General features: G+C 71.2%; 15 protein-coding genes and 1 pseudogene. 9 read left to right on the top strand and 7 right to left on the bottom strand.

Annotated elements, in window-relative coordinates:
• Positions 1-516 precede the first annotated feature (516 nt).
• The gene (locus AB0C66_RS15065) at positions 517-1,353 is read left to right on the top strand and encodes an NAD(P)H-binding protein (protein WP_362437339.1); all 837 of its coding nucleotides are present in this window, start codon (positions 517-519) and stop codon (positions 1,351-1,353) included.
• Between the two features lie 389 nt (positions 1,354-1,742).
• On the opposite strand, the gene AB0C66_RS15060 is transcribed toward AB0C66_RS15065, so the two are convergent.
• The 5 genes from AB0C66_RS15060 to AB0C66_RS15040 all read right to left on the bottom strand — a co-directional run bounded on the left by AB0C66_RS15060 (position 1,743) and on the right by AB0C66_RS15040 (position 7,692).
• The gene (locus AB0C66_RS15060) at positions 1,743-3,215 is read right to left on the bottom strand and encodes a glycoside hydrolase family 32 protein (RefSeq protein WP_362437337.1); all 1,473 of its coding nucleotides are present in this window, start codon (positions 3,213-3,215) and stop codon (positions 1,743-1,745) included.
• A 98-nt stretch (positions 3,216-3,313) separates the two neighbouring features.
• On the bottom strand, positions 3,314-4,225 hold the full coding sequence (locus AB0C66_RS15055) for a carbohydrate ABC transporter permease (RefSeq protein ID WP_362437335.1): 912 nt from the start codon (positions 4,223-4,225) through the stop codon (positions 3,314-3,316).
• A 1-nt stretch (position 4,226) separates the two neighbouring features.
• Positions 4,227-5,066 (bottom strand): sugar ABC transporter permease, encoded by an 840-nt coding sequence (locus tag AB0C66_RS15050; RefSeq protein WP_362437333.1) that lies wholly within the window; start codon positions 5,064-5,066, stop codon positions 4,227-4,229.
• Positions 5,067-5,253: 187 nt separating this feature from the next.
• The gene (locus AB0C66_RS15045; RefSeq protein ID WP_362437331.1) at positions 5,254-6,534 is read right to left on the bottom strand and encodes an extracellular solute-binding protein; all 1,281 of its coding nucleotides are present in this window, start codon (positions 6,532-6,534) and stop codon (positions 5,254-5,256) included.
• A 123-nt stretch (positions 6,535-6,657) separates the two neighbouring features.
• Positions 6,658-7,692: a LacI family DNA-binding transcriptional regulator gene (locus AB0C66_RS15040; RefSeq protein WP_362437329.1), complete on the bottom strand. Its 1,035-nt coding sequence runs from the start codon at positions 7,690-7,692 to the stop codon at positions 6,658-6,660.
• Positions 7,693-8,028: 336 nt separating this feature from the next.
• On the opposite strand from AB0C66_RS15040, the pseudogene AB0C66_RS15035 reads away from it, so the two are divergent.
• A pseudogene (locus tag AB0C66_RS15035) lies at positions 8,029-8,802 on the top strand (transposase).
• A 4-nt stretch (positions 8,803-8,806) separates the two neighbouring features.
• Here the strand turns inward: AB0C66_RS15035 and AB0C66_RS15030 are convergent.
• Entirely contained in the window at positions 8,807-9,928 is a 1,122-nt protein-coding gene (locus AB0C66_RS15030; protein WP_362437327.1) for a hypothetical protein, read from the bottom strand.
• A 738-nt stretch (positions 9,929-10,666) separates the two neighbouring features.
• Entirely contained in the window at positions 10,667-11,941 is a 1,275-nt protein-coding gene (locus AB0C66_RS15025) for an epoxide hydrolase family protein (protein ID WP_362437325.1), read from the bottom strand.
• Positions 11,942-12,468: 527 nt separating this feature from the next.
• Here AB0C66_RS15025 and AB0C66_RS15020 point away from each other — a divergent pair.
• The 7 genes from AB0C66_RS15020 to AB0C66_RS14990 all read left to right on the top strand — a co-directional run bounded on the left by AB0C66_RS15020 (position 12,469) and on the right by AB0C66_RS14990 (position 26,100).
• Complete coding sequence (locus tag AB0C66_RS15020) at positions 12,469-13,332, top strand: DUF4132 domain-containing protein (protein ID WP_362437323.1); 864 nt, start codon at positions 12,469-12,471, stop codon at positions 13,330-13,332.
• Complete coding sequence (locus AB0C66_RS15015) at positions 13,329-18,257, top strand: DNA-binding protein (protein ID WP_362437321.1); 4,929 nt, start codon at positions 13,329-13,331, stop codon at positions 18,255-18,257. Before AB0C66_RS15020 ends, AB0C66_RS15015 begins: the two co-directional genes overlap by 4 nt.
• Positions 18,258-18,383: 126 nt before the next feature.
• Positions 18,384-19,544: an AAA family ATPase gene (locus tag AB0C66_RS15010; protein ID WP_362437319.1), complete on the top strand. Its 1,161-nt coding sequence runs from the start codon at positions 18,384-18,386 to the stop codon at positions 19,542-19,544.
• Positions 19,541-23,236 carry a DUF5682 family protein gene (locus AB0C66_RS15005; RefSeq protein WP_362437317.1) on the top strand — a complete coding sequence of 1,232 codons (3,696 nt, stop codon included), beginning with the start codon at positions 19,541-19,543 and terminating at the stop codon, positions 23,234-23,236. The genes AB0C66_RS15010 and AB0C66_RS15005 overlap by 4 nt, the downstream gene beginning before the upstream one ends.
• Positions 23,233-25,143 (top strand): hypothetical protein, encoded by a 1,911-nt coding sequence (locus tag AB0C66_RS15000; RefSeq protein ID WP_362437315.1) that lies wholly within the window; start codon positions 23,233-23,235, stop codon positions 25,141-25,143. The genes AB0C66_RS15005 and AB0C66_RS15000 overlap by 4 nt, the downstream gene beginning before the upstream one ends.
• A 244-nt stretch (positions 25,144-25,387) precedes the next feature.
• Complete coding sequence (locus AB0C66_RS14995; protein WP_362437313.1) at positions 25,388-25,879, top strand: DUF2975 domain-containing protein; 492 nt, start codon at positions 25,388-25,390, stop codon at positions 25,877-25,879.
• Positions 25,879-26,100 (top strand): helix-turn-helix transcriptional regulator, encoded by a 222-nt coding sequence (locus AB0C66_RS14990; protein WP_362437311.1) that lies wholly within the window; start codon positions 25,879-25,881, stop codon positions 26,098-26,100. The genes AB0C66_RS14995 and AB0C66_RS14990 overlap by 1 nt, the downstream gene beginning before the upstream one ends.
• Positions 26,101-26,138: the final 38 nt, after the last annotated feature.

The following is a 26,138-nucleotide window of genomic DNA, read 5'->3' as shown; positions in this document are numbered from 1 at the left end:
GGTCGTCATCAGCCCTGGAGGGCTCGCAACTACGGGTCCCGGTAGTTCTCGCCGAAAAAACAACGCCAACCGACTGCTGGCCCAGTTCAGCTGCCGCTTTTGCGTGGCGGCAGTAGCTGGGCCGGAGCCTGCGACCTGATTCGTGGATGAGGCCGCTGAGCCGTTCGCGTCGACGGATAGGCGTGTTGTCCCTGCGGTGGGAAGATCGGAGCCGGTGAGTTGGTCTGGTGCCCGTTGTCCGAGTCGGTGTGTCAGCACTCGTTGGGCATGTCGCCGAGGCGCTCGTGCCTTCCGTAATGACGGCTGCCTGAGCTGAAGGCGGGGGTTGCGTACACATGGTTGTGCGTCGTCCTCGGCGAGGGCCCGATGTTCCGTCGGGCGGACGCCGGTGGTGCGCGATGCTTCCCGAGCGTACGGTCGCCTTCGGCTAAGCCACATCGGGAGTGAGACGCTCAGGCATCGAACCGAGCGGGTCAGCCATCGCGGATTCCTCGCCGTGGCCGTGTACTGGGGGACATGACCAGCAACCTTTCCCGCGTTCTCGTTCTCGGCGGCACCGGCAAGACCGGTAGCCGCGTCGCCACCGCACTGCGCCGTCGAGACCTCTCTCCGGCTGTGGCGTCCCGCCGGGGCCCGGTCCGCTTCGACTGGGCCGACCGCTCGACCTGGGAGCCCGCCCTTGCGGGCAACGAGGCCGTGTACGTCGTCGACTCGCAGGGCCCGGACGCGTCGGCCGAGGTCGGGGACTTCGCCGCTGCCGCCGCCCGCGCCCGGGTGCGACGACTGGTCCTGCTGTCCGGCCGCCCCTACGGGGAGATAGCCGGTGACGGGTGGCTCGCCACTGAAAAGGCCATACAGGCATCCAGCCTGGACTGGACGATCCTGCGTCCTACCTGGTTCGCGCAGAACTTCACCGAACTGCCCGAATTCTTCGGAACCCTGTGGAGCGGGGCCGGCGAACTGCGGATGCCCACCGGCGAGGGCCGGGATGCCTTTATCGACCTGGAGGACCTCGCGGACGTGGCGGCGACCGCGCTCACGGAGGAAGGCCACGCGGGACGCACGTACGTACTGTCCGGTGCGCGCTCCCTCAGCTTGGGCCAGGCGGTCGCCGAGATCGCCGAAGCGTCGGGCCGGCCACTGCGCTTCGTCCCGGTCACCGAGGACGCCTACCGCGCCGAACTCATCGCCGCCGGGCACCCGGATCCCTTCGTCGACGGCCTCATCGAGTTGTTCCGGCACATCCGCGAGGAGCGCGGGGCCGAGCCGGTAGACGGTGTCCGTGAAGTCCTGGGCCGCGCGCCGCGGGACTTCACGGACTACGTCACCCGGACGGACTTCAGCGCCGTGTGACGGAGCCGGGTGGCCGGGCCGGCTCACCGAGGCGGCCCGGCCACCCGGCTCGCAAACGATCACTAACGACCTCGTGCACGATGGGCCTTCTGACACGCCAGCGGAGGCTGCTGTCAAAGGGCAAGGTTACGATCGGCATGGATGCGCCTGCGGGACGGCAGGCGGCTCGCGCCGCGGAGTCGGACCCGTCGCTGCCATCCTGACCAGCCACCGCGTTACCAAGCTGCCCGACGGGCGGTTCCTCATCCTCCCCCACCCCGAGGCGGGCGATCACTACGCGCGACGTGCCACCGACACCGACCGCTGGCTCTCCGGCGTGCGGCGGCTCCAGCGGCGGATGGAGGCGATCTCCGCCCAAGCCTGACCGCCCGCGGCGATCGTCATGGCGGTCAAGCGTTCTGTGCCCGGTGAGCCAGGAGGGGTTCTCCACGGATTCCGCCCGGAGTCAGGTCCCACGCCTCGACGGTGAAACCGCTGTGGCCGCTACCCGTGGTGCGGGCTTGGAGGCGCCAGGGGCCGTCGCCGACCGGATAGAACCTGACGGTGAGGGCCTGGCCGGTGGCGAGGTAGATCTCGGCGATCGAAGCGTCCACGACGATGCGTAGTTCGACAGGTGTGCCCGGGACCTTCGCGGACGCGCACGGCATGGTGAACGTACCTGCTCGTGCGCGCCGGTCCCCTGAGGCGTGGTCTCGGTCGACGGTGAGCTGACCGGTGGCGGGATCGAGGGTGATGTCGAGGTATTCGGTACCGTCCGTGGAAGTGAGCAGGCGGAGACCGCTGCTGCCGGTGGCGTCGGGGACCAGGCTGGCGGTGAGGTCGAAGGTGCGGCTGACCTGCCCCAACTCCAACGACCGGGACCGGGTGGCGAGTCCGGTGCGGTGCACGACGCGTTCGCCGCGCAGAGCGAGCAGTTCACGGGCGGGGCGCTGGGTGACCGTGCCGTCGTCGGCCAGGGTGAGTTCGCGTGGCAGGGTGAGGACTCCCGCCCAGCCTGCTTCGTCCGACCACTCGCCGTCGCGGGCCTCCCAGGACCAGCCCCAGAGCAGCCACCGGTCATCGGGGGCCTTCAGCAGGGCGGGGGCGTAGAAGTCGGGGCCGTGGTCCAGTGGCACCGGTGCCACGGCCGCCGCGAAACGGCCGTGTTCCTCACCGCCCACGTGGACCGTCACATGGCGTGGGCCGTCCTGCGGGGTCCAGTCGCTGACGATCAGGACCCTGCGGTCGCCGAAGATCGCGTACTGGGGACACTCCCAGCCAACCGGGTCGGCGGTGTCGGTGGCGCTGGGGTCAGGGCTGCTGGTGTGGAACGGGCCGCGGTACGCCCAGTGCTCCAGATCGCCCGACTCGTAGAGCAGTGCCACGCCACGACCGTCGGCGAGGGCCGCGCCGACCAGCATCCGCCAGCAGCCGTCCTGCCGCCAGACGTAGGGATCCCGGTACATGGTGGTTCCGGCGGGCGGCTCCGGGATGAGCAGCTCCGGCCGCTTCACCCAGGTGTAACCGCCGTCGTGCGACTGCGCGGTGGTGACCGGCTGCCACCAGCGGCCGGTGCGGTTGGCGGAGTAGAAGGCCACCAGCCCACCGTCGACGGAGACGGCGTTGCCGGAGTAGCAGCCGTCCTCGTCGTCGCCGCCGGGGGTCGGGGCGAGGGCGACCGGGAGCGGTTCCCAGTGGATCAGGTCGGGGCTGCGGAAGTGTCCCCAGTGCGTGTTCGCGTGCTGCGGGCCGAACGGGTTGTACTGGAAGAACACGTGGTAGTGGCCGTCGTGGAAGACCAGCCCGTTGGGATCGTTGATCCAGTCGCGGGGCGGTCGCAGGTGTGCGGAGGGCAGGTGGAAGTCGACGGGCGGCGTGGACACACAGGGCCTTTCGGAGGGTGCGCGAAGTACACGGGCAGGCGCAGGACAGGGGGCAGGACTCAGAGGTCGTGAGGGGGCCGGGGCGCGGTACGGCGTGGTCAGCCCTTGACTCCGCTGGAGGCGATGCTGTTGACGAATGCCCGCTGGAAGGCCACGAACAGCGCGAGTACCGGCACGGTGATCATCGAGGCATAAGCCATGATCTGGCCCCAGGAGGGGTTGAGCTGGAAGAAGTACTGGATGCCGACCATCACGGGCCGCAGGTTCTCGTCCTGGACGACCATCAGGGGCCACAGGTACGAGTTCCAGGCCGGCAGGAAGGTCAGGATGGCCACTGTGGCGACCGCCGGGCCGGACAGCGGCATGACGATGCGCCGGTAGATGCCGAACCAGCCTGCCCCGTCGATGATGGCCGCCTCGTCCAGTTCCTTGGGGATGCTCTGGAAGTACTGGTGGAACAGGAAGATGGAGAAGGCGTTGGCGACGAACGGCAGGATCTGCACCTGGTAGGTGTCCAGCCAGCCTTCGGTCAGGGTGAGGTGGAAGCCGTTCAGTTGCAGCCAGGGCAGATGGTTGACCCACCAGACCAGCGGCAGGGCGAACGTCTCGAACGGCACGATCAGCGTCGCGATCACGGCGGTGAGCACGATCTTCTTGCCGCGCCAGCGCATCCGGGAAAGGGCGAACGCCGCAAGGCTGTTGACGAAGATGCCCAAGGCCACGGTGACGGCGGAGATCCCGATGGAGTTGAGCAGGAACCGGGCGGCGGGCACCCGGTCGAACACTCCGGTGTAGTTGTCCAGGGACAGATGGCCGACCGGCAGAAACGCCTTGACGCTGTCCAGGTCGCCGAAGATCTGCTGGTCCGGCTTGAGCGACGACACCAGCATGAACACGATCGGGAACGCGAAGAACAGCGCGAGCGCGATACGTGCCGTCTGGAGGGCGAGGGTGCGCAGCGGTGGCCTTCGGTGACCCGGGCGGGAGGGGCCGGTGGATGCGGAGGTCATGTCAGTCCTTCTCCCGGGTGAGGAAACGCTGTACGAGGGAGACCGCCAGCACCAGAACGAAGAAGACGAGGGAGATCGCGGACGCGTATCCGGTCTGCTGCTGTGCGTATCCGGTCTGCACGGCCTGGTAGACGACCGTGGTGGTGGAGTCCAGCGGTCCTCCTTGTGTCATCACGCTGATCTGTGCGAACAGGCTGAACGCGGCGATGGTGATGGTGATGAGCACAAAGGTGCGTGTGGTGCGCAGGCCGGGCCAGGTCACGTATCTGAAGCGTGCCCAGCGGGTGGCCCCGTCGATGTCGGCCGCCTCGTACAGGTCCTGCGGAATGGTCTGGAGACCGGCCAGCCAGATGATCATGTGGAAGCCGACACCCTGCCAGACGGACATGAAGATGATGGCGGGCATCGCCGTGGACGGGTTGTTCAGCCAGTCCGGCCCGTGCACCTGGCCGAAGGTGAGCTGGGAGATGAGGTGGTTGACCAGCCCGGTCCGCTGGTACAGGAAGGCCCACAGGATGGACACCACCACCATCGAGGTGACGACCGGGATGAAGTAGATGGTGCGGAAGAAGTTGACGCCCTTGACCTTGGCGTTCACCAGCAGCGCGAGCACCAGCGCCAGGCCGCCCTGCAACGGGACGACAACAGCCGCGAAGTAGAAGGTGTTGCGCAGCGAGGTGAAGAACAGCGGGTCATCCAGCAGGGTGCGGAAGTTCTGCAAGCCGGTGAACTGCGCCGGGTTCGGGGACACCAGCCGGGCGTTGGTGAACGCCAGCGCGAAGGCCAGCACCACCGGGATGACGAAGAAGAGCAGCAGGAGGAAGACGGCGGGGCTCACCATGCCGAGGGCGGTGAGACCTTCCCTGCGCCGTGCGCGCCTCCGGGGTATCCGCCTGTTCGGCGGTGCACCGGCGGCGGGTGGCGAGGAGATTGCGGACAGTGTGCTGGTCATGGGATATCCAGGCAGGTACGTGGCCCGGCGGAGGCGGAGCGGAGTGATCACATCCGCCGGGACTTGGCGGAGGTGGTCAGCTGCCGGTGGAATAGTTGCTGGTCGACAGATTCCTGTCGATCTGGCTGACCGCCCGGTCGAGAGCGCCCTTGGCATCGGCGCCGGCGAGGATGTCCCGAGCCGCCTTGGCGAACACCGTGGAGACGTAGGGGTAGGCCGGGGTGACGGGCCGGACCACGGCGAGCTTCCGCGCTTCCCGCAGGAAGAAGTCGAACCGGCCGCCCGGTTCGTAGCCCTTCACCCGCGCCGCTGCCGCCTTGGTGGCGGGGATGGTGCCGGTGGCCTTGGCGAAGTCCACGAAGTACTTGGTCTGCCGGGAGAAGTTCAGATATGCCTGAGCGCCGGCCTTGTTGGAGCAGGTCGAGCTCATGCCCCACTGCCAGGACGCTGCGCCGATCTTCGGCCCCTCACCGAAGTCGACCGGCGGGAGCACGGCCAGGTCCTTGCCGAACTTCTTGGTGTTGGCCTCGGCGGACCAGCTGCCGTCCCACTGGATGGCGGTCTTGCCGTTGCGGAAGTCGTCGCCGGGACTCTTCCCCGACTTCTGCGGCGTGTAGTTCTTCGTGACCAGCGAGCGGAACCACTTGCCCCATGCGATGGCCTTGGCGCCGTTCAGCTCGCCCTTGGCGGTCTTGTAGGTCGAGCGGTCGATGAGGTCGCCGCCGAAGCTCTGCAGCATCGGGGAGTAGGCGTAGGTCCACCACTCACCGGGGTCACCCGTGCCGAGATCCAGGGGGTGGGTGAACTTGCCGCTCGCCTTGAGCCTGGCCAGCGCGTCCATGAACTCGCTCTTGGTCCAGGGCCGGTCGAGAGTGGGGATACGGATATGGTACTTCTTCAGAACCGACGTGCGGGAGTACATGGTCAACGCCACGTCGTAGAAGCCGAACGCGTAGTTCTTGTCCTGGTATTTGCCGACCGTGCCGGGCAACTGGCCGGACACGGCGACCTTGCCCTTGGAGAGGTCCAGCGGTGCGAGGTATCCGCCCCACGCCCAGTTCGGCACGTTGGGCCCGTCGACATCGAGGATGCAGGGCAGCTTCCTGGCAGAGGCGGCCGCCACCACCGAGTCATTGTAGGAACCCTGCGGGAACGACTGGATCTTGACCTTGTACCTGCTCTGACTGGCGTTGAAGTCCTTGACGACCCGCTTGACCACCGCGTACTCGGCGGCATTGCCGGCGTTATGCGTCCACAGTGTGAGGGTGTTGCCATCGGCACCCGACGAGCCGGTGCCGCCGCCTCCTCCGCAGCCGGCCACGAGTGCCGCCACGGTGAGGGCGGCTAGACTCGGCACCGCGAGGCGCCTGGTTCTCGATTCCACGAGGTTCCTCCAATTTCACTGGGCACGGTCCGGCCAGACCGTGCCGACAGCCGGTGACACAACCGGCCGTAGCGGTGATGCTTCGCCGTCCCGGGGTCAGAGTCGGGGCGGCGAAGCGACCGATGCCCGTGCCGTCAGAGGGCAGGGCAGCATTTCCTGCGTGGCCGAACCGGTCTCCTGCGCCGGTACGCCGGTGAGCGCGAGCAGCTGTGCGACCGCCCGCGCCCCCATCTCGTAGTGCGGCAGGGCCACGGTGGTCAGCCCGGGGAACAGTCCGTCGCAGATCAGTTCCTGATTGTCGAACCCGATGACCGACAGCTCGGCGGGGATCGACAGCCCCAGTTCGGCAGCCGCGTGGTAGACGCCCATAGCCATTCGGTCGGCGAAGCAGAACAACGCGGTGGGCCGTGATCTCGCCCGCAGCAGTTCGAGAGCCGCGCGGTGACCACCGGCGGCGTCGGCTTTCTCGGCCACCACCAGGTCGGGGTCGTAGGCGGTCCCGGCCTCGGCGAGGGCGCGACGGTAGCCCTCCAGGCGCCCGTGCGTGGCCGGGATGTCGTCGACGTTGTTGATGAAGCCGATGCGGCGGTGACCGTGGCGCAGCAGCTCACGTACCGCCGTCACCCCACCCTGGACCTCGTCCGGCACCACCGAGGGCACGGCCGGATCGTCCGACCTTGCGTCCAGCAACACGGTGGGCACCGAGCGCAACCGCTCCGGCACCTCCACGACCCGGTGGTACATCGAGGCGTACAGCACGCCGTCGACCTGGCGCTGGAGCAACAGATCGATCTCCTTGCGCTCCCGCTCGGGATCGCCCCCGGTGTTCAGCATGAGCAGCACCAGGCCATGCTTCGCGGCCTCCTCCTGGGCTCCCAGGATGATCCGTCCGGCGTGGGGGGTGGTGGCGATCTGATCGCTGACGAAGCCCACGGTGTTCGACCGCCTCAGCCGCAGCCCACGCGCCAGGCCATTGGGCGCGTACCCCAGCTGCTGGGCCGTCTCGAGAACCCGCTGCCGGGTCTCCGCGTTGATCCGCTTGCCTTCGACCTCGTTCAGGATGTGAGACACGGTGGTGGCCGAGACCCCGGCGGCTGTCGCCACATCCTTGATCCCGATCCGCCTGCCCATGTCATGCCCAATCGTTTTGGCAACTGATTGCGGGATGAGCGTGCGCCCCGGGAGGCGCCCATGTCAACGGCTCGTTACGAACTCGTGGCCGGGCGGTACCGGCGGCCCGCCTCCGAAAGGCGGGTGCGGGAGGTGGCGGGCTCGGCCGCTCCTCCCGTGCGGGCGGCTGAGGCAACCGGACGCGCCGCCCGCCGAGGGTCGCCGAGCGGCTTCTCCGGTCCTTCCGGGCATTGGCCGACCCGAGTCACCCGGTACCGGCTGAGGCGCGTTACCAGGCTCTTCGCAGCTGAGGGTGGAGGGGAAGCCGTCGGGCAACGCCTTGAGCCGGATCAGGCGGTGGCCGCGTTGGTGGTGGGCCGGACTCGCGAGGATGTCGGGGCGGTATTCCAGGTCTCGCTCAGGGCCGTGGACAACTGGTGGGCGAAGTGGCCGGCCGGCGGAGGCGAAGCGCTCGTGGCCCAGCCGCGCGGGCGCCGGGTCGGCGAACATCAGGTTCTCGACGCGGTCGAGCGGCAGGCGGTCCGGCAGGCCGTACGGGATCACCGCCCCTGTGACCTGGGGCATCAAGGGCCGGATGCACTTTCTGGTGTTCACCGAGACCTTCGACGCCGACGTGATGTGCCGCTTCCTGGACCGACTCGTCGGTCACGTCGACCGGAAGGTGCACCTCGTCATGGACGGACACTCCGCGCTCCCCCCAAGGTCCGCGCCTGGCTGGCCGATCATCCGGACCGGATCGAGCTGCACTTCCTGCCGTCGTACTCGTCGGAGCTGAACCCGGACGAGCTGGTCAACGCCGACCTCAATCGGAGCCTTCCGGTGCACGGCCGGGCCCATGATCCGGCCCAACTGGCCGCCGAGATCCGCCGGTTCTTCCATCGGCGTCAACGTCAGTCACACCTCGTCCGCGGCTGCTTCGGCGGCCCCCACGTCCGCTACATCCTCGAATGGAACCCTTTGAGTCGGATCACTAAGCCCGGACGGTCGCACTCTGCTCCTCGGATCCCTGGACGGCACGGTCTGGCGGCGGAAGGACGGTGTCGACACCTTCGTCGCGGTCGGGTGTGGTCCACCCCCGCGGGAGGCGAAGGCCGCCGAGGTGCCACCTGACGCGTCAGCCGACGCAGCTGGGAGGGATGAAGGTGCTGCCGATGCAGTTGGTGGGCTGGTTGTTGGTGATCGGCGAGTTGCTGACGAAGTACGGCACGAGGGAATTGACGCCCCCGGGCTGCTCGGGCGCGGAGTTGTTGGTCACCGGGGTGTTGATCAGGCTCAGGGTCTCCTCGTTGTAGATCGCCCCGGTGTCGCCTTCCGTACCGGCGACCGTGTTGAAGGTGACCCGGCTGTTCCGGAGCGAGAGACTGTTGTAGTTCTCGATGGCTCCGACTTCTCCGTCGTCGACCGTGTTGCGGCTCACCGTGGTGTTGGTGAGTGTGGTGACGGCGTTGTTGTAGAAGGCGCCGTCAGATCCGTCGGGACCGGACACGGTGTTGTCCACGATGCTGCTGTTGTTGAACACCACCGTACCGTCGTCGAAGTCGCCGGCGCCGCCGTCGTTGACGGCGTCGTTGTCGCTGAGGGTGGTGGAGTTGACAGTGGAGGTTCCCGCGTCGCTGTTGAGACCGCCTCCGTACTCCTCGGCGTGGTTGAAGGTCAGGAAGCTGCTGTTGATGGTGGTGACGTTCTCGTTGTCGACTCCTCCGCCCTCGCTGTCACCGCTCTCGGCGGAGTTGTGGGTGACGGTACTGAAGGAAATGGCCGCGGTTCCGTTCACGCTGATGCCCCCTCCGTTGCCGTCGGCCACGTTGTCCCTGACGGTGACCTCCCTGAGGAGCCGCAGTGTGCCGCCACTGTCGACGAGAATGCCTCCGCCGTTCCCGGTGGTGTCGCCGCCGGAGATGGTGAGTCCGTTGGTCAGGCTGAGTGTGCCGCCCGCGCCGACTTCGATGATGCGGAACTGCGGGGCCCCGTCATCGCGTGTGATCGTCGCTCGGTTGCCCACGATGGTGAGGTTTTTGTTGATGACCGGGAGCCCGTTGTCCCCGATGGCGGTGTCGAGCGTGTAGGTGCAGCCTGTGGCGAGGACGAGGGTCTGCCCTGAGGGGGCGGTGGTGATGGCGTCCACCAAGTCCGAGGTGTCACACGGGACGACGACGGCTGCCTGGGCGGGGAGGGGCAGGGCGGCGAGCGCCAGTGCGGCGCAGCAGGAGGCGATCATGGTTCTGAGAAGTCGCATGGGTGACCCTTTCTGCGGACGGGGCCGCGGCCGCCGAGGAGCGGAGGGGCGTCCGTGGTGGAGAACGGGGCAGCGCTGCGGCCGAAATGGCCGGTCCCAGGTCAGCGGCTGGTGATGGTTCCGGTAACGAACCAGACATCAGTTACGCAGCAGTACCGGGGAACGGCAAGGGGCCGGGACCGGTGCCACCTGAACAGCGCAGCGCGCGGAATTGGGCGGGCGGTCGCCTTACGCGCCCGGCGTGCGACGGCGGGGGTGGGGCCCGGGCCTGGAAACCGGGGTGCGGGCACCGCGGCGTGGTTCAGCAGTGGCGCGTGGCCGAACGGGAGAACTCCGTGCGTCGCGGCCGGAGGGGGACGAGCCGCCACAGTCCTGCGCGTGCCGAAAATCTCATCCGCCCTTGTGGGGGCCAGCGGCCGGTGTGTGGGTCCGGGCTCGCTTGAGTCTGCGTTCTCGCGAACCCGTTGGTCGTCACCGCAGGATGTTCGCCACCGAGAGGCATAAGAGCGCCTTGACCGCTCCCGACCCCGTTCCGAGGTGGGAGCACCATTCTTCGCTCCCCATGCGACGGAGATCTGTGGCCCGCTGGCGGCATCCGGTGGCCGCATGCGCGACGTCGCCCTCGCCGCATGACGTGACCGGGTACGCCGACAACAGGGTTCGGGCCGCGCAGCGGTCGGCTGGGATTTCCCATGGCGCGGCCAGCCAGATCATGGGGAGGTGGCTGGCCGCGTCTGGTCACTGTGCGTGGACTGGTGGCGTGCCGTCTTCAGCCTGGCGGGATGTGTGCCGAGCGGGCTGGGCACCGGTGGCTGTCGCCGCGTCCCGGAGTCCCCGGAAGAACTTCCGGATGTCGCTGACGAGAAGCTCCGGCTGTTCCATCGCCGCGAAATGCCCCCCTCGGTCGTACTCCGTCCACTGCACGATGTTGTTCGTGCGGTCCGCGATGTGCCGCAGCGGAATGAAGTTGTCCCACGGGAAGACGGCCAGCGCGGTCGGTGTTGTCGACGGCTCGGGAAGCGCCTCCGGGTAATTCGCGTGCGCGCGCTCATAGTAGATACGGGCGGACGACCCGGCCGTGCCGGTCAGCCAGTACAGCATCACATTGGTGAGCAGCCGGTCGCGGTCGACTGCGTCCTCCGGGCAGTCCTCGGAGTCGGTCCACTCCTTGAACTTCTCCACGACCCAGGCCAGTTGACCGACCGGGGAATCGGTCAGGCCGTATGCCAGCGTCTGCGGCCGGGTGGCCTGGATGTCGGCGTACCCCTGACGGTCGTGGCTCCACGCCTGGAAGCGTTCCCATGAGGCCAAGGTGCGTTCCCGCTCCCTTGGCACCAGCGCCGACAGCTCGTCCGGGTCAGGCTCTTGGGTCTGGTACGAGTTCGGCAGCAGATTCAGATGGACGCCGATGACCCGCTCGGGCGAGATGCGGCCGAGCTCCCTCACGATGCCCGCCCCCCAGTCGCCACCCTGCACCCCGTAGCGCCTATAACCAAGGCGCGCCATCAACGCGGCAAACGCCTCGGCCACCCGCTTGAACTCCCAGCCGGTTTCCACCGTGGGTCCGGAGAAACCGAACCCCGGGATGCTGGGGAGCACGAGGTGAAAGGCGTCGGCGTGGGCGGCGCCGTGCGCGCGGGGGTCGGTGAGCGGGCCGATCACATCGGCGAACTCGACAATCGAGCCGGGCCAGCCGTGCGGCATGAGCAGCGGGGTCGCGTCCGGTTCGGGCGATCGGATATGCGCGAAGTGGACGTTCGTGCCGTCGATCGTGGTGGTGAACTGCGGCCACTGGTTCAACTCGGCTTCTGCGGCCCGCCAGTCGTACACATGCCGCCAGTAGTGCACGAGATCCTTGAGGTAGTCGCGCGGGACGCCGTATGCCCAGCCCACCCCCGCCAGCTCGTCCGGCCACCGGGTTCGGTCAAGGCGTTCATGAAGATCGTCCAGATCGCTCTGGGGTATGTCGATACGGAATGGATGGACGGTCTCATCGCTCAAGGAGGAGGTCATTCGGGGGATGCTACGTCCGGGAGCGCACCGACCGCTCCCCCTTTCTTCACCGGGGCATCTTCCATGGTCCGCCCGCTGATCCCAGCGCAACCGCCCAGGCGTGCCGCCTCATGCGGTTGGTTCCACGACCTCCGTGAACGACACTGCGGCGGGAAGGAATCGAGCGGGTCCGGCGGCGGGTAGAAGGCGACGTGGTAGCTGCGGCCGGGTCGGCCCGCATCCGCCCGAGCACGGCGACGGCGACCGCGACGGCGGTCAGGGACCGCGCCTCGTGCGTCGGCGGTGTGAACGCTCAGAAGCGGTGAGCACTTTCCCCGTCGGTTTGGCACGGAGCCGAAGGTCCGTATGCCCGCGATCGCCTGATGCGAGCGGCTGTCCGCCGGAACGCTCGCGTCAGGACATCCGCGCTGTGCGGAATCGAGTGTCAGTAGTCGCCACTAGCGTTCCGCATATCGTCGCACTGATGCCGGGATACCCCGGCTGAGCTGTGCTTTCTTATTTTTCCCTGAGGTGGAAGGCGAAGACTCGTGGGCTGGTTGGCGGCGGGTGACAGGTATGAAGTCACCCTTGTTGAAGGGCGGGTGGCGGCACGCGCCACCTCGGGGAGCGCGGCGGGACGGCAGTTGAAGTCGTTGCCGAAGGCGCTCAAGGGTCACCCGGAGGTGGACCGGCTCGGACGGCTCGCCGAGTGGCTGGACCGGCACGCCGCTGCCTGCGTCGCACAGGTCGACTCCTGGATGGTGTCCTCCCTGCCCGTGCCGACCGGACTGCTGGCCCGGGTGTGGCCGGACGAGGCATGGCGGTCCGCGCTGCACGACATGGCGGTGGTCGGTGACGACCCCGACGAGGTCGGCTTCCTGCGGGATGCCACCGACTCCGGCGAACTACAGGTGGTGAACCTGGACGGGGAGACCGTACGGCTGTCCCCGCGCACGGTGACAGTGCCGCACCCGGTGCTGCTGCCGGACCTCGAGGACCTGCGAGAGTTCGCCGCCGAGCTGGGCATCGTCCAGCGCGTCGAGCAGATACACCGGGCGATGTGGCGGCGGCCCGAGACCCTTGATGCCAAGGCCACCGAGGTCCGGGACTTCGCCGGGGGCGCGTTCCGCTCCCGCTTCGCCCTGGCCGCGCGCGCCGATTCGCTGGGCTTCCGGGTGTCCGGCGCCTACGCCACGGTCCGGGTGCGCGAGGGCGGGCAGACGGTCGAGGCCGCCGTGTGGATCGGGGTGCCGTACGACGACGGGACGGAGACCGGCAGCCTCACCTGGCATGACCAGGAGGGCCGCGCCCTGCCCCTGCACACGCTGGGGCCGGTGGCCTGGTCGGAGGGGATGCGGATGGCCGCGGCGCTGTACGCCGGACGTGCGATCGAGAAGGGCGGCAACGCGTGAGCGGCGGAACACAGGTGTCGTACGAGGAACTTCTCGCGGCGGGCGCGGTCCTGCCGCCGGACACGCGGAGGGCCCCGGAGGGGGCGGTGCCGCTGACGGCGCGGACCTACCGTCATCACGGCCTCGACGACCGGGTGGTGGTGCGGCTGGTGGCCGGTGAACTCGGTGCGGCGGAGGACGCGGCCGCCGCCTTCCTCGGCCTGGAGCAGGACGCGGAGCCGGCCGTGGTGGGGCTCGGGCAGCGTCAGTCGCTGGGCTTCCCCGAGTGGGTGCTGGTGCACCACCCGCAGGACGGGCACCATGCCCTGGCCGTCGTACCGGACCTGGAGCGAGCCGCCCGGCAGGCGAAGTCCCGCCCGAAGACCGCGATGGAGGCGTTCCTGGAACTCGGCGAGCGGCTGGCCGCCTCCGTGCCGCACTTCCTGCCGAGCTTCTACGAACGGGCCGGCCGCGTGTTCCTGGCGGAGGAGAACGCCAAGTACGCCGCCCAGTTGTTCACCCGGGCCCGCAAGGCCGAGGCGGAGCACGGGCTGGCGATCGACGAGGAGTGGCTGGACACCGTCTTTCTGGAGTTCGCGCTGGCCGGCGCGCTCCCGGTGAAGGTGCTCTCCGCGTACGGAAGGGAGCTGGCCGCGCGTGTCCCGGCCGACGAGGCGCTGCGGCGCTTCACCCGGCTGTGCCTGCGCCGTACCGCGGGCGGGATGCCACCGTCCGCTCAGATGGCCAACGACCTGCGCAAGCTCGCCCGCGCCGCCGACCGGGACGCCGATCTCGTCGAACAGGACTATCTGTCCGAGCTGCTGTCTCTGCCGGCCACCTTGCGCGCCGCGGTGGGCTGGTGGAAGGGCCACCGTGCGGCTCTGGTGTCGCTGGCCGGAAGGGTGCCGCGGGTGCGGGGCGACCTGCTGGACATGACCCCGGACGTCCACGACGAGGGAATGCCCGCCTTGTGGCTGGAGGTGCTGGAAGCCTCCGGTGCCACGGCAGGACTGTGCGACGCCTCGCTGCCCGAGGAGGAGCGTCCTCGGGACGGCGCCGCGGGCTGGCTGGAGCGCTTCCTGGCGTTGTGGCAGCGGACGCGGTCGTGGGGCGGCTCCCCCCGGATGCCGGAGTTGCACCGGCTCGTGGAACGGGCGGCGGACTGTCTGCGGGCGGAACTCCTCGCATCCGGCGGCGAGGTGACGGTCGGCGGCGAGATCGACTTGATCGACCTGCTGCTGTCCCTGGACGTGCCCGTGGCCGCCTTGGAAGCGCCTCATGCCTTGTCACTGAGCGACTGGGCGACGGGCAAGGGGCAACGCGACCTGCTGGCGCTGGCCGCGGACGCCCGTTTCCGCGAGCCGTTCCTGCGGAGCGCGGACGGCTTGCGCAAGGGGGAGCGGGACCTGCGGGCCATTCGGCTGCTCTCCGCGTCGCCCGGCGGGCGCCCGATGCTGGCGGAGTGGGTCCGCACGGTCATGCGGCGCTGCACCGCGGTCGGCCTGCCGCAACTGCGCCGTGCCCTGTCCCGGCTGAAGTGGCTCCCGTCCGAAGCGCTGGTGCTGGCGGAGAAGGAGGTCCGTGAGGCGGTCGGCATCGACCTCGCGCCGCTGCTGGCGCGCACGCTGCGGGCCGGGCTCTTCGACGAACTCGGCTGGCCCGCATGGGAGGACGCGGCCGTCAGTCTCGACCCCGGCCGTGGCCAGCACCTGGTCGTATCCGAGGCTTGGCCCCACCTCGTTGTGGCCGGCCGTACCCAGGCCCGGGTGATCGGCGCCGAGGGCACGCTCTTCGCCCACGACCTGCGGGTCCCGGCGAACTCCTCCTGGGGTGAGATCGGCTTCCACTACGTGGACGGTGAGTTGCTCGTCTACTGGGTAAGCGACGACGGCGACGGCCTGCGCGGTTACTGGCACACCCGCGCCGACCACCTTCAGAACCTCCGGGGCGCCGCCTACTCCCGGGGCACGACGATGAGGTGGGGCTCGAGCGACCCCACCGTCACCCTGCCCCTGCCCGGGGGCGGCCGGACCACCGGCGGCGCCGTCCTGCACGCCGGGGACACCACCCTGCCCCAGGAACGGCGACTCCTCTGCGACGGCGTCTCGTACTGGGTCTGGAACGCGGACGCCGAGGACCGCGCGGCCCACGGCTGGTACGCATACGACCCGGCCACGAATGAGTGCGGACGCATGAGCATGCCCGCCTTCCTCACCGACGCGCTGCGCGACGCCCCCGCGGGCAGCATCGTCTCCGGCTGGCTGCACCCCACGCCGTCCACCGGTGCCGGGCCGGCCGTTGTGCCCGTGGACGGCCTGGTCGGCCTCCGCGTGGTGGAACGGCCCGACGGTTCGCTGCGCGCCCAGGATCTCGCCGGACGCACCGTCACCCTGCCTCCCGATTCCTACCTGCCGTGCGCCCTGGTGGTGTTCCCCGGCGACGACCGCCCTCGAGCCGTCGTCGTGAACGGATCGCGGTACGAGCTGGTCGACACCGACGGCGTCACCACCACGGTGGCCGACCGGGGCGACACATCCGATGGTTTCGGAACGGCCTCACCGATCCTGCCGCCGTTGCCGTACTGGGCGTACCTGACGCCACGTGACCCGGAGGGCTCCGAGGCGCTGCGGCACCTCGACGAGGACACCGCGGCGACTCTGCTGAGGACCGCCCCGCACGACGACAAGCAGGCGCTGCCCGACGCGATCCGCACCCTCCTTCCCGTCACCGACCCCGCGCTCGTCGCGGGTATCGCCGGAGCCGTGCGCTACGCCGCGCGCCAGCAGGCCGTCCTCGACGCGGCAGTGACCCGGCTCACCCAGGCGCTCGAAGGCGGCGGCCCGGAGCTGGAGACGGAGGACGAAGGTCCGGCCGGTCCGCCGGACACCGCGCTCCTCGACGCCATGAACGGGGTCGGCCCGTGGTGGGGAGGCTACCTGTGGGGGTGGGATGCCGAAGAGGAGGCCGACAACACCTTCCGTGCCCTGCGGATGCTGACCCGGGCCGCGGGCCCGACGGCACCGAAGGGGCGGACCGTCAGGCTCCACCTCGACGGGCACGTGCTGCCGAGCAGTCACCTGGGCCTGGAGACGCTGGTGGACCGCAGCACGGCCCTGGCATACCGGGCGGCGGCCGCCACCACCTCCGAGGAGCACCGCGAGGTGCTGCGCACGCTGCTCGCCGACTTCGCCGCGCTGGAGCTGGAGCCGACCGCGGAGAGCGCGCACTGGCGCAAGGTGGTCCTGCGCCTGGAGGCCGACCTGCTGCGCCGCACCCCGTCGGGCACGTGGCGCGAGGGTACGGGGCGGGGCTTGCTGCCGTTGGGCGGCGGCGCCTTCGTCGCCGTGGTGGAGCGCAACGACCGGAACAGGTACGGCTGGTCGTTCACCGGATTCTTCCATGACCCCACCGGGCGGTTCGAGACGCCGGAGCCCTACACACTCGTGTCATCGGCACCCGTGGGCGAGGACGGTGACGCGGGCCGGCTCGGCGTGTTCCTCTCGGAGCTGGCCGAGCGGGGGCCCGCTCCGTGGTTCCCGGACGCCGCCGAGGAGTTCGCCCTCCTCACCGGGGTCACCGGGACGATGGCCCGGCTGATCGTGGCCGGTCTGCCCCGGGTGGACGCCGGCGAACGGACGTTCCTCACCACGGAGGCACGCCACCTCATCGGTGTGAAGACCGCCCCGGCGGCCGTCGCCAAGGACGAGTTGGGGGGCATCGACAGCGGGATCCGTGCCGCGGTGGTGGGCGCGCTGCTGCCCGCCGACCCCGCCCGGCTGTGGACCGACGGGCCGGACGTGACCGCCGCCGCCGCGGTCTGGAACGCCAGGGTCGGCAAGCGGACGCCCGTCCCCGAGGAACTGCTCGGCGATGCGCTCCGCGCGCTCCCGCACGCGCGGTGGAGTGTTCGGGAGGCGCTGGCCGCGCTGCTGGACCCGGCCGGTGAGCCGCGTCTCAGCCGGGACCTGGAGTGGGCGGTCAACGGGGACCGGGTCAAGCCCACGGACGACGCCGCGGTGGGGTTCACGGCGCAGACCCTGATCGGCTCCGTCGAACTCGCCGCCTGGCTCGCCCACCGATTGCCCGTCGGCGACCCGATCCGGGCCTCCTTGGCCCCCGCGCTCACCGCCGTACGCGAGCGGCTGGCCCACCCCGGGCTGGTGCTCGACCTCGACCGGTACATCTCGCTCGACCAGTTCCGGAAGGCGGCCGGCGCCCCGACCGAGGTCGGTACCGGCTTCGAGCGGTACGGCGCCGTCATCCTCGCCACCCACGACGACCAGCCCGCCCCGGGTCTCCGGGTCGCCCTGCTCGACGAGGCCGGCCGGGACCCGTACCTGCCCGCACTGCGCCTCGACGACCAGCGGCCCTTCGCGGCGGAAGCGGCGCTGCGCCTGGCCCGCGACGCCCGCTTCGCGGCACTCCTCGCCGACTCCGGCGACCCCCTCGCGGGCGAACGGGGCAAGGACGGCACCTGGTGGCCGCAGGACCCTGCCCGCTCGGTCCCCGAGCTGGTGACCGAGGCGGCCAAGAAGTACGGGATCGGCGTGGACGCCGCCGTCCTCTACCTGATGCTGCTCGCCATGCCCGATCCGACCGACCGGATGACGGCCCGGTGGACGGGGTGGAAGCCGGTCCGGCTCAAGGCGGCCCGCGCCGAACTGGCCGCCACCGACCTCGTCGTCGAGGCCACCCGGACCAGGGCCGGGCGGTCGCTGTTCCTGCCGGGAGGCTGGGTGGAGGCGTCGGCCTCGCGGGTCCCGCTGGAGCGGTGGAAGCTGCCGCTCTTCGCCGACGTGGCGAGCGACGGCGTCGACACACCGTTCGGCGTGGTCGTGCCGACCGAACCGGTCGCCGAGCTCTACCGCAGGGCCTGGCAACGGGTCCGGGACGGCGAGGCTCCCCGGTTCGAGGAACTGAAGGTGCGGCGGGGCCGCCGCCGCTGAGCGATGGGTGGCGGGTGGCGTGTGGCGGGGCACCGGAGCCTCGCCTGTGCCCCGCCACCCCCGTCCCCACCCCATGACGGCAGACAGACCCACCCCGGCAGACAGACCGACCCAGCAAGGACATCGATGACCCTGACCGACACGGCGGCGGCCGTCCCGGCCCGGCGGCCCCTGCCCGCCGAAGAGCGCCACGCCACCGAACTCGCCTTCCTCGCCGCCCATGACGAAGGGCCCCGCCCGCCCGGCTGGCGGCTCACCCCGCGCTCCGTGATCACCTTCGTCTGCGGCAGCGGTGGCGAGGCCCTGAAACTGACCGAGCCCCACGAGACGCTGCCCGACCGGCTGGTGATCGCCGCCAAGTTCGTCGGCGAACGCGCCATGGTGGAACGCTGTGTCGTCACCCTCGCCGGTGAGCGCGGCCTGCTGCTCGTCGGTGAACCCGGCACGGCCAAGTCGATGCTGTCCGAGCTGCTGGCGGCCGCGGTCTGCGGCACCAGCGCGCTCACCGTGCAGGGCACCGCGGGCACCACCGAGGACGCCCTGCGCTACGGCTGGAACTACGCCCTGCTGCTCGCCCAGGGCCCGACCCCGCAGGCACTGGTCGACTCGCCGGTTCTCGCCGCCATGCGCTCCGGCCGGGTGGCGCGGGTGGAGGAGATCACCCGCTGTCTGCCCGAGGTACAGGACGCCCTGGTGTCGATCCTGTCCGACCGGCGGATGAGCGTTCCCGAACTGTCCGGCACGGACCACGCCCAGGTGGCGGCCGCACCCGGGTTCACCGTCATCGCCACCGCGAACCTGCGCGACCGCGGTGTCTCGGAGATGTCCGCGGCGCTCAAGCGCCGCTTCAACTTCGAGACCGTGCATCCGATCGCGGACGTCGAAGCCGAGACCGCGCTCGTCCGGCGGCAGGCCACCACGGCCGTCGAGCGGGCGGGCGCGGCCTACGGCGTCGACGACGCGGTGCTCGACGTACTCGTCACCGTCTTCCGTGACCTGCGGGCCGGGCGGTCCGCCGAGGGTTGGGACGTGGAGCGGCCGGGCACGGTGATGTCCACCGCCGAGGCGGTGCAGGTCGCCGTCTCCCTCGGGGTGGCCGCCGCCTATCTCCCCGGCAACGATTCGCTCGACCTGGTCCCGGGCCATCTCCTGGGCGTGGTCCGCAAGGACGATCCGGCCGACCACGCGCGTCTGCTCGGCTACTGGGACGGCCCGGTGCGCCGCCGCGCCGAGGACGGTTCGGCGATCTGGCGGCGCCTGTGGGACCTGCGGGAGAGCCTTCGGTGACGCCCGCTCAGGACCCGCAGGCGGCCGTCACCGCCCTCGCCGACTCCATGGCGCCGTACCTGCTGGGCATCCGGCACCACAGCCCCGCGCTGGCCGGGGCGGTGCCCGCCCTGCTGGACGCCTCCGGCGCCGAGGTGGTGTGCGTGGAACTGCCCGCCGACTTCCAGCCGTGGATCACACATCTGGCCGCACCGGGCACCGTCGCGCCCGTCGCGCTGGCCGGTGTCGGCGAGGGCGGGCGGCTCGGCTTCCATCCGTTCGCCGACTTCTCGCCCGAACTCGCCGCGGTCCGCTGGGCACGGGAGCGGGGGGCGGAGGTCGTGTGCTGTGATCTGCCGATGTCCGATCCGCGGTGGAACACGGAGGGCCCCGCCGGTCCTGCCCCGACCCACGACACGCGGACCGCGGTCGCCGACGTCGCCGCGGTGGGCACGCCCACCGCCTTCGCGGCCGCGCTCGCCGCCGCCGGAACCGGCCGTGACGGTGACGACCTGTGGGACCGCTGTGTGGAGGTCCTCGCGCCCGGCTGCACCCCCGAGGCGATCCGCCGGGCCGCCCTGGGCATCGGATGGGCGCTGCGCCGTGACGCCGAATCGGCGGGTGGCGCGTCGCCGGTGGACGCCGCCCGCGAGGCCCATATGCGCGAGGCGATCGCCCACGCCGCCGTGGGCGGGCGCCGGGTCGCGGCCGTCATCGGCGCGTTCCACGCCCCGGCGCTGGCCGCCACCGCCGATCCGTACCCGGCGGTGGCGGGCCCGTGCGAGAACGGCGGGGCGTCGACAGCCATCGGCCGTGCCCCCGCCGGTGAGCCCCCGCCTGTCATCACGTCCCTCGTCCCCTACGCCTTCGACCTGCTGGACTCCCGTTCCGGCTACCCGGCCGGTATCCGGGACCCGCGCTGGCAGCAGGCGGTGTTCACCGCCGGCGGCGACCCCGGGGCAGTGCACGACGCCGCCGCGCGTGCGATCACCGACGTGTGCCGGGAGCTGCGCGCGGCCGGGCACACGGCGGGGACGGGGGAGGCCACCGAGACCCTGCGCGTGGCGTGCGACCTGGCCATGCTGCGCGGGCTCGCGGCTCCGGGACGCGGCGAGGTACTGGAGGCGCTGACGACCGTCATGGCACAGGGCGAACCGCTCGGCCGCGGCCGGGCTCTCGCGCGGGCTCTCGAGGTCGTTCTGGTCGGCACCGACCGCGGCCGGATCGCGCCGGGCACCCCGCGCTGCGGGCTCGGTCCGTCCGTGGAGGCGGAGCTGGCCGGGCTGCGGCTGCCCGGCCCTGACGACCCCGCCGCGCGTGAGGTACGGCTCGATCCGCTCCGATCCGCCCTCGACGGCCGCCGCGAGATCCTGCTCCAGCGCCTCGCGGTGTGCGGCGCGGACTACGGCGAGGCCGTGGCCGTGTCCGGCACGGGCGACGCGACCGCCCTCACCACCCGGTGGCGGCTGTCGTGGACCCCGGCCGTCCCCGTGCGGCTCGAACTGGCCGGGATACGGGGCGTGACGGCGGCCCTGGCCGCCGAGGGCACGCTGCGGGAGACCTTCCGCACGGAGTCCGCGGACGGCGGCCCCACCTGCACCCTCGTTCTCGCAGGGCTCCGGTCGGCCGCCCTCTGCGACCTGCCGGCGCTGGTCGCCGAGCGGCTGGCCGACGCGGCCGATGTGCTTCCCCTGGCCGCCACGCTCCCCGAACTCCTCACCGCGCTCGATCTGCTGGAGGCGCTGCGCCGGGGCCATCTGCCCGGCATCACACCACAAGGGCGGCACACCGCCGCCGGGCTCGCCGCGGTCCTGCTGGAGTCGGCGGTCCGGGCCCTTCCCGGCCTGGCGGGCAGCGACGAGCCGGAGGACGCGACAGCGCTGGTCGAGCTGGCGTCGCGGGCCGGTGAACACCGCCTGGGACTGCGTGTGGACGACGCCCTGGCCACCCTGGCGCGCACCGGTTCCCCGCTCGTCCAGGGAGCCTCCCTGGCTGCCCGGGTCCTGCTCGACCTCGACGACGTCCACACTCTCAGCAGGCGTGCCGTCGGCTGGATCGACACCGCCACCAGCGCGGACGGCCGCCGTCAACTGGCCCGTCGCTTCGTGGGACTGCTCAGTGGTGCCGCCGCGCTGCTCCAGTCGTCACCGGCCGCCCTGGACGCACTGCTCGAGCGGATCGACACCCTCACCGACCAGGGATTCCTGGACCGGCTGCCCGCCCTGCGCGGCGGCTTCGACACCCTCAGCCCGGCTGGCCGTGATCGGCTGCTGCACAGTGTGGCGGACCGTCTCGGCGACCGCCTCGACCTGGCGCTGGACGCCTCTCCACACTTGCTGGCCCTCTGGACGGCAGCGGACAGGGCGGGCTTCGCGGAGATCGGCTCCCTGCGGCCGCTGTTCGGGACGGATCTGACGGCGCGCCAGGACTTTGGGATTCCCACGGGCCCCGCCGCGCCTGCGCGTGCCGGAGGCGAGCCCGTCCCCGCGCCCCGCCCCGGTCGGGCCCCCGCCCCCATGGCGCGCTTCGCGCTGCGGCTCGCCCCCATCGACCGGTGGCGGCTGCTCCTCGGCCGGGAGAGCGACAAGCTGCCGCAGGACGCCCGCCGTTACGCGCACGCGCTGGAGGAGCTGTACGGCACCGGCCGGGGCGAGGGCTCCTCGGACCTCGGCCGGTGCCACCGCCCGGGCCGGGGCGGCGGCACCGGTCAGGACGGCGGCACCGGCCGGGGTGGCGGTACCGGCCAGGGCGGTGGCCAGGGCGCGTCCTTCCCCACGGCCCGCGAATGGGCCGATGAACTGGACGCGTTGTTCGGCACGGAGGTCCGCGAGGAGGTCCTGGCACGCGCCGCCGACCAGGGCCGTGGCGACGTACTGGCCGAACTCGACCCCAAGGCGGTCCGCCCCTCGGTCGATCTGTTGACCTCCGTACTGTCCCACGCCGGAGGGATGCCCGAGCAGCAACTGGCCCGGCTGCGCCCACTCGTGCGCCGTCTGGTCGACGAACTCGCCAAGGAGCTGGCCACCCGGACACGCCCGGCGTTGACAGGGCTGTCCACGCCACGTCCGACCCACCGCCCCGGTGGCCGGATCGACCTGCCGCGCACCCTGCGGGCCAACCTGGCGCACACCCGCCGGACCGGCGACGGCCGCACCCTGGTCGTCCCGGAACGGCCGGTGTTCAGCACCCGCTCCCGCAAGGAGGCGGACTGGCGGCTGATCCTCGTGGTCGACGTGTCCGGGTCGATGGAGGCATCCGTCATCTGGGCGGCGCTGACCGCTGCCGTCCTGGGCGGGGTGCCCACACTGTCCACCCACTTCCTCGCGTTCTCGACCGAAGTGATCGACCTGACGGGCCGGGTCCACGATCCGCTGTCGCTGCTGCTGGAGGTAAGGGTCGGCGGTGGCACCCACATCGCGGCCGGGCTCGCCCACGCCCGGTCCCTGATCACCGTGCCCAGCCGGACGCTGGTGGTGGTGGTCAGCGACTTCGAGGAGGGCTATCCGCTGGGCGGACTCCTCGGCGAGGTACGCGCCCTCGCGAGCTCCGGAGCGCACCTCATGGGATGCGCCGCCCTGGAGGACACCGGCACCCCGCGCTACGCGGTGCCCATCGCCCGCCAGCTCGTCGCGGCCGGTATGCCCGTCGCGGCCCTGAGTCCCCTCGCCCTCGCCCGCTGGGTGGGCGACCGCCTCCGCGGAGAGACCCGATGAACCCCGAACTCCCCCCTGTGGCGCCCGACGTGGTCGCCGCCGCAGCCGAGAGCCTGACTTCCCGGCTGCGCAAGAGGCTGGACGCCGCGATCGAGGTGTACGCGGCCGCGCCGGTCACCACCGACGGCGCCACCCGACGCGTCCGGTGTGGCGAAGACGCCGAAGTCACCCTCGTGCCCGGTGCCTCCGGCACGGTCCGGGACGCCGGGCAGGTGCGGTGCAGCTGCCTGCTCGCACCCAGGTGCCTGCACCGCGCCGCCGTGCTCGGAGCCTGCCCGGTGGCCGACGGCGCGGAGCCCGAGCCTGCGGCCGCGGCGGCCGGTGCCGAGAGCGCGACCGTGCCCGATGGTCGGGCCGATGCCGTGGCAGCCGGCCCGACCGGCGCCCCGCTGACCGCCGGACCGGCCTCACCACCCACAGAACCCTCCGAACCCGCCAAGCCCGGCACCGCCCAGGTGGCCGCCGCGGCCGGACTGTGGTCCGCCGCCGCGGCCGTGCTCGCCGCCGGAATCCCCGCCGCTGGCGCCGTGCCTCAGGCGGAGCTGCTGCGGGCCGCGCACACGGCCCGGCTCGCCGGGCTGTACCGCGCCGAGGCGGCCGCTCTTCGGGTCGTCCGCGGACTGCGTGGCGCCCGCGCCCGCCACGACGGCCACCGGCTGGCCGACCTGGTCGCCAACCTGCGGGACCTGCTGCTCACCACCGGGCTGCTGGTGGCGGCCGATCCCGACCCGGCTCTGGTGGGCGTCGCCCGCCGCGGCTACCGGCCGGGCGGCAGCCTGCGCGTCCATGGGGTGTGTTCGGAACCGGTGGTCTCGGCCACCGGCTACGGCGGTGTCGTCACCCACCTCGTCTCCGACGACGGGCGCTGGTTCTCCGTCGCCGACGTCAAACCCGGCGGTCCGACCCGGGCCCGGGGCGCCGCCACCGCGACCGTCGCACCCGGCTCGGGCAACCTCAACCACGCCCAACTCGCCCGTGGCGGGCTGCTGATATCCGGCGCGACCCTCTCCCCGGACGGCCGCCTCGGCTCCGGCAAGGGCGTACGGGCCACTCCGGTCCCCGGTCTGTCCTGGACCTCGGGTCCGCTCGCCGCCCTGTTCGCCCGCCCGCTGTCCGAGGCCGTGACCGACCGGCTCGCGGCGTCCGCGACCAGCGACCCGGACGGCGCCGACCAGGCGGCCCGCACGCTGATCGGCTGTGACCTGGTGCTCGTCGGCACGGCGGGTGATCAGCTCATCGCCCGCGAACTGCCCGCCGGACGACCGGACACCGGCGGCATCCTGATCCGGCTGACACCGCCCAACAGCCACCCCGACCTCACCTATGTGTCCAACGTCCGCCGACTCGCCTCCCGGCCGGGACTGCGGCTCCGCGTGATCGGCCGTCTGGACCCCGACCGGGCCGCCACACTCCGCCCTCTCGCGGTCGCCCCGGTGCCGGACGGCGAGGCGACACTGCGGCTGCCCGCGGCGTGGAGGGGCCATGCCGACCTGGGCTACGACCGCCTCGAAGGCGTCCACTTCCCGCCACCGGGCGCCCTTCCTCCCATGGACGGCTCCCTGCAACTCCCGCCGGACCCACTGGTCGATGCCCCCCTGTGGCGGCTGAGGCGGATGGTCGAGGCCGCCGTGTCAGGAGGCCGCAGGGCCGTCGCCGAACCCGTACGGGCCAACAGCCGGGCCGGCGGTGAGCCGGTCCTGCGGCACAGCGGATTCCGTACGGCCGCGGACCTGGCGATCAGCCTCACAGCCGAGGCTGATCGCCGCACCCGTGACGTGTTCGGCCGCACCAGGGAAGTCGACCCGGACCGCTACGCCCGGGTGTGGCTCGCCACGGCCGTCTATCTCGCCGGCACCGAACGAGCCCTTGTCCGGGCCACCTGGCAGCCACCGAACTCGACCACCTGACCCCGGCCAACCCGGCCGCCGTTGGGGGTGCCGCAGAGTATCGAGGTCCGTGATCATCACGTCGATGTGCTCGAGACGTGGGATGCCAGGAATCTCGGGTGATGTGGTCCGAGTCAGGAGGATGCGAGGTCCGGCTTCCCGGACCAGGGCTTCGGCGCAGTCCACCGCCCACCCTGCGCCTCACTCTTGATGTATCTATCGATATTCGATAGATTCCCATCGCAACTCGATGGAAGGATGGAGCATGGGACAGCTGGCAGTGCGTGCGCTTCGCGCCGTGCTCGTGGTGGTGCTCGTCGGCACCGTGTTCGTGCAGGCATTGATGGTGTGGGTGTTGGTCAGTGGGAGCGACCCGGAGGACGGGTCGCTCCCACTGACCCCACTGCGCGTGATCACGATCCTGGGCATGGGCTCGGCCCAGGTCGCCCTGGTCAGCGTATGGCGACTGGTGACGATGGTGCGACGCGGAACCGTGTTCTCCCATGCCGCCTTCCGGTACGTGGACGCCGTGATCGGCGCGATCGTGGCGGCTGCCCTCCTATGGTTCGCGGTCACGGCCCTCAACGCGCCGGGCCAGCGGGCCGACCCGGGTGTCACCGTCATCATGAGCGGGGTGGGCGTGGCCATCCTGGGGGTCGCACTCATCGTGTTCGTGCTGCGGATGCTGCTCGCCCAGGCCGTCGCGCGCGACGTCGAAGCGGCACAGATGCAGGCCGAGTTGGAGGAGGTGATCTGATGCCGATCGTCGTCGACATCGACGTGATGCTGGCCAGGCGGAAGATGTCCGTGGGAGACCTCGCGGACCGCATAGGGATCACACCCGCCAACCTGGCGGTACTCAAGAACGGCCGCGCCAAGGCGGTGCGTTTCGCGACGCTCGCCGCCCTCTGCGAGGTGCTCAAGTGCCAGCCGGGCGACCTGCTGCGCTGGGAGGCCGAGGACGCCGCGGGCGCATGACGTCCCCGGCGGGCGCGAAAACGCCTGGCACCACCGGC

The organism is Streptomyces sp. NPDC048636, assembly GCF_040650655.1.
Classification (GTDB): domain Bacteria; phylum Actinomycetota; class Actinomycetes; order Streptomycetales; family Streptomycetaceae; genus Streptomyces.
This window is presented reverse-complemented; position numbering and strand designations above follow the sequence as displayed.

Coding starts and splice junctions, on each gene's coding strand:
- AB0C66_RS14990 (WP_362437311.1), top strand. CDS start 25,879: ATGCCGATCGTCGTCGACATCGACGTGATGCTGGCCAGGCGGAAGATG.
- AB0C66_RS15000 (WP_362437315.1), top strand. CDS start 23,233: ATGAACCCCGAACTCCCCCCTGTGGCGCCCGACGTGGTCGCCGCCGCA.
- AB0C66_RS15040 (WP_362437329.1), bottom strand. CDS start 7,692: ATGGGCAGGCGGATCGGGATCAAGGATGTGGCGACAGCCGCCGGGGTC.
- AB0C66_RS15065 (WP_362437339.1), top strand. CDS start 517: ATGACCAGCAACCTTTCCCGCGTTCTCGTTCTCGGCGGCACCGGCAAG.
- AB0C66_RS15055 (WP_362437335.1), bottom strand. CDS start 4,225: ATGACCTCCGCATCCACCGGCCCCTCCCGCCCGGGTCACCGAAGGCCA.
- AB0C66_RS15010 (WP_362437319.1), top strand. CDS start 18,384: ATGACCCTGACCGACACGGCGGCGGCCGTCCCGGCCCGGCGGCCCCTG.
- AB0C66_RS15030 (WP_362437327.1), bottom strand. CDS start 9,928: ATGCGACTTCTCAGAACCATGATCGCCTCCTGCTGCGCCGCACTGGCG.
- AB0C66_RS15025 (WP_362437325.1), bottom strand. CDS start 11,941: ATGACCTCCTCCTTGAGCGATGAGACCGTCCATCCATTCCGTATCGAC.
- AB0C66_RS15050 (WP_362437333.1), bottom strand. CDS start 5,066: ATGGTGAGCCCCGCCGTCTTCCTCCTGCTGCTCTTCTTCGTCATCCCG.
- AB0C66_RS14995 (WP_362437313.1), top strand. CDS start 25,388: ATGGGACAGCTGGCAGTGCGTGCGCTTCGCGCCGTGCTCGTGGTGGTG.